This is a genomic window from Methylophaga sp. UBA1464 (assembly GCF_002325665.1).
In the GTDB taxonomy this organism is placed as follows: domain Bacteria; phylum Pseudomonadota; class Gammaproteobacteria; order Nitrosococcales; family Methylophagaceae; genus Methylophaga.
In genome coordinates, this window is the sequence record NZ_DCSO01000090.1 from 4,364 (window position 1) to 6,846 (window position 2,483).

6 protein-coding genes are annotated in these 2,483 nt (G+C 39.5%); 4 read left to right on the forward strand and 2 right to left on the reverse strand.

All coding sequences use genetic code 11. The features are described from left to right. On the reverse strand, nt 1-316 hold a 316-nt coding region (locus B3O33_RS12045), incomplete at its 3' end, for a cyclic nucleotide-binding domain-containing protein (protein WP_292363693.1). Between the two features lie 300 nt (nt 317-616). Further along, nucleotides 617-781 (reverse strand): DUF1328 domain-containing protein, encoded by a 165-nt coding sequence (locus B3O33_RS12050; RefSeq protein ID WP_292360967.1) that lies wholly within the window; start codon nt 779-781, stop codon nt 617-619. Between the two features lie 215 nt (nt 782-996). Between B3O33_RS12050 and B3O33_RS12055 the strand changes: the two genes are divergently transcribed. From B3O33_RS12055 to B3O33_RS12070, 4 genes are all read left to right on the forward strand, one after another. Continuing rightward, the gene (locus tag B3O33_RS12055; RefSeq protein ID WP_292360965.1) at nt 997-1,182 is read left to right on the forward strand and encodes a hypothetical protein; all 186 of its coding nucleotides are present in this window, start codon (nt 997-999) and stop codon (nt 1,180-1,182) included. 88 nt (nt 1,183-1,270) lie between these two features. After that, the gene (locus B3O33_RS12060) at nt 1,271-1,543 is read left to right on the forward strand and encodes a DUF883 family protein (RefSeq protein ID WP_292360963.1); all 273 of its coding nucleotides are present in this window, start codon (nt 1,271-1,273) and stop codon (nt 1,541-1,543) included. 43 nt (nt 1,544-1,586) lie between these two features. Further along, the gene (locus B3O33_RS12065) at nt 1,587-2,021 is read left to right on the forward strand and encodes a phage holin family protein (RefSeq protein ID WP_292360961.1); all 435 of its coding nucleotides are present in this window, start codon (nt 1,587-1,589) and stop codon (nt 2,019-2,021) included. Nucleotides 2,022-2,099: 78 nt separating this feature from the next. After that, nucleotides 2,100-2,456 (forward strand): hypothetical protein, encoded by a 357-nt coding sequence (locus tag B3O33_RS12070; protein WP_292360959.1) that lies wholly within the window; start codon nt 2,100-2,102, stop codon nt 2,454-2,456. The last annotated feature ends 27 nt before the right edge of the window (nt 2,457-2,483 follow it).

Genomic DNA, 2,483 nt, shown 5'->3' on the forward strand with positions numbered 1-2,483 from the left:
TTACTTCGGTTAATGTCCGAAACTCGGAAAGATTGCGATCAAAACTGATTTCACGCAGGCCAAGGATCTGTCCTGGCAGAAAAATATCCAGAACCTGTCGCTGACCATCTGCAAGTGTTCGTGTCGCACAGGCCCAGCCTGACTGAAGGGTAAAAAAACGTTCTGCTTTGCCTCCTTCAATTGCCATGGGCTGATCAGCGGTGAACTCCCGAGGATCTTTTTCCAATGCCATTAATAAGCTGATTTCGTGTTCATTAAGATCTGCAAACTTTTGAAACTGATGAACAATACAACTGCCAGGCAAAGATGAACTCATAAGCGTCCCTTATATCCACTAAGAATTTATGATGGAAGTGAAATATACCCCTGAACCAGCTTAAGTCAATCTATATAGGTTTAAGCATGATTCAAAAAAAAGACACCACCCATTAAACGGGCAGTGTCAAAGGAAATCATTTAAATTAATTTGAACGGGACCCGTTTCAAAATAATATTAAATGATTGGGGTGACAGTTATTTCATTTCAATCTGGTAACAATATACGTGTTAAATTTATAAACAGACCCGAAAAAGTTATTTATGGGTTAGTATTTTTATTTATTCAGATTGAATTATTTTAGAGAGGAGGTCGGCGTCCAGTTATAAAAAATATCAGTGCAAGGACTAACCCAACAACAAATAAAATCCAGGCAATGCTACTTGCTGTACCGGCAACACCCGATAGTCCTAAAGCACCTGCAATGATTGCAACAATTAGAAATGTTAACGCCCAACTAATCATGGTATGTCCTTGTTTAATGTTGAATGGATTTACACGATAGGACGATTATAAAAAAAGCTCCTTAACACAGGTTAAAGCAAAATTTAACTTAAAAAGTTAGCTTGGGAGTACACTAGTCAAAGTGACAAAATATACATTTTTCAAACGCTGATTAATATTTAACAGCGTTTCCGTAAAATAACATCCATAAACGCTATTAAATGAGGAACATAATTATGTTAAACAATACGGATTCTAATTCTTTTCGGATTTTAGCTAAAATTTTACTGATGACTTTTGCTCTCTCAAGTGTTGGTTTTATTACGGCTTGTGATAACCAGGGCCCTGCGGAAGAAGCGGGTGAAGCGATAGATGAGAGTGTTGAAGAAGCAGGTGATGCTATTGAGGATGCAACAGATTAATCGATTGAAGTAATCAGCTTAACTAAGCTGTCAGATTTGTAACTGCCTTCTTTTGTGGCAGATAACTTTATTACAAGGAGATAGTTCAATGGCAACAACTCAAGCTACTAATCAGGAACTTCAGGAACAACTGGATACATTGCGTAAAGATTTTGCAGAAGTGACAAAAACATTACGAGAAATGACGACGGCTTACGCCAAGGAAAGTCAGGATCGTGTCAAAGTCGCTGCAGGACAGGCGCAGGATCAAGTAAAAGAGTCTTTTACCAAAGTTCAAGGTGAAGTTGAAAGCCATCCATATAGCAGCATGGCTGTTGCTTTTGGTATTGGTTTGGTTCTTGGAAAAATTCTGGATCGTTAAGCTGGCTTAAAATATATGTGGAAATGAGTAGCAGGAGATAAGCATGAGCTGGCGTTCTAGAGTACAAATTAATACCGTGGCATTATCATTGGCAACGCTGTTAGGCATATTTGCGCTCGGGTTCGCAGGCTTTGCAGTTTATCTGGCATTGTTGGTTCACTACCCTCCCAATATCGCTGCAGTTATCACAGCAGGAGGATATGCCTTGGCAGCTATTTTGGTGATATTAATAGCGAAATTTGCTGTTTATCGAACCAAAATAGCTTCGCCAGCCATACCCAAAGATAAAACACCGAATGTGGATGATATTGAAAATATTCTGCAAGCCGTAATAACCCCAGCGGTAAGTAAGATGATTCATCAACATCCAGGAAAATCCGTTATGGCTACTTTACTTGCCGGGCTGTTTGTCGGTTACAATGAAGAGACGCGTAATGCTGCAAAGAACGTTTTTAAACGTTTTTTTGACGAAAAATAAAGCTTTTTGATATCCAGCATAATAGTTTGTCGTGAATTAACATTCGCTTTCAGTTCGTTGATATCAGGTAGGTGTGCTGTGGGGAAAAAACTGAACCGTACCGCAGGTAAAATGCGGATAGAAACCTTACAAAATCAACGTAAGGAACGGCTCACAAAAGCAGGGCTATTGCTTGAAAGATGGGGGCAGCAGGAAAGAGTGCCAGCGCCGTTTGAATTGGAAATAAGCGAAGTTGATCCTGAGTTTATTGAAGATAAAATGACAGCCGAAGTCCTCAGTTCATTAACGATAGATCAAATGCGTATCGCGCGACAGCATTGGTCTGAAGGCCATTCTGCTGCTGAAATTGCTGAATTTGAAGAGCAACCGAGAAACGAAATACGGCAGACATTGGGATTTGTTATTGAACAAGTTGCCGATAAAGTTTTGAAGTAAGCTGCCGATAACAGTTTTAGTTCACAA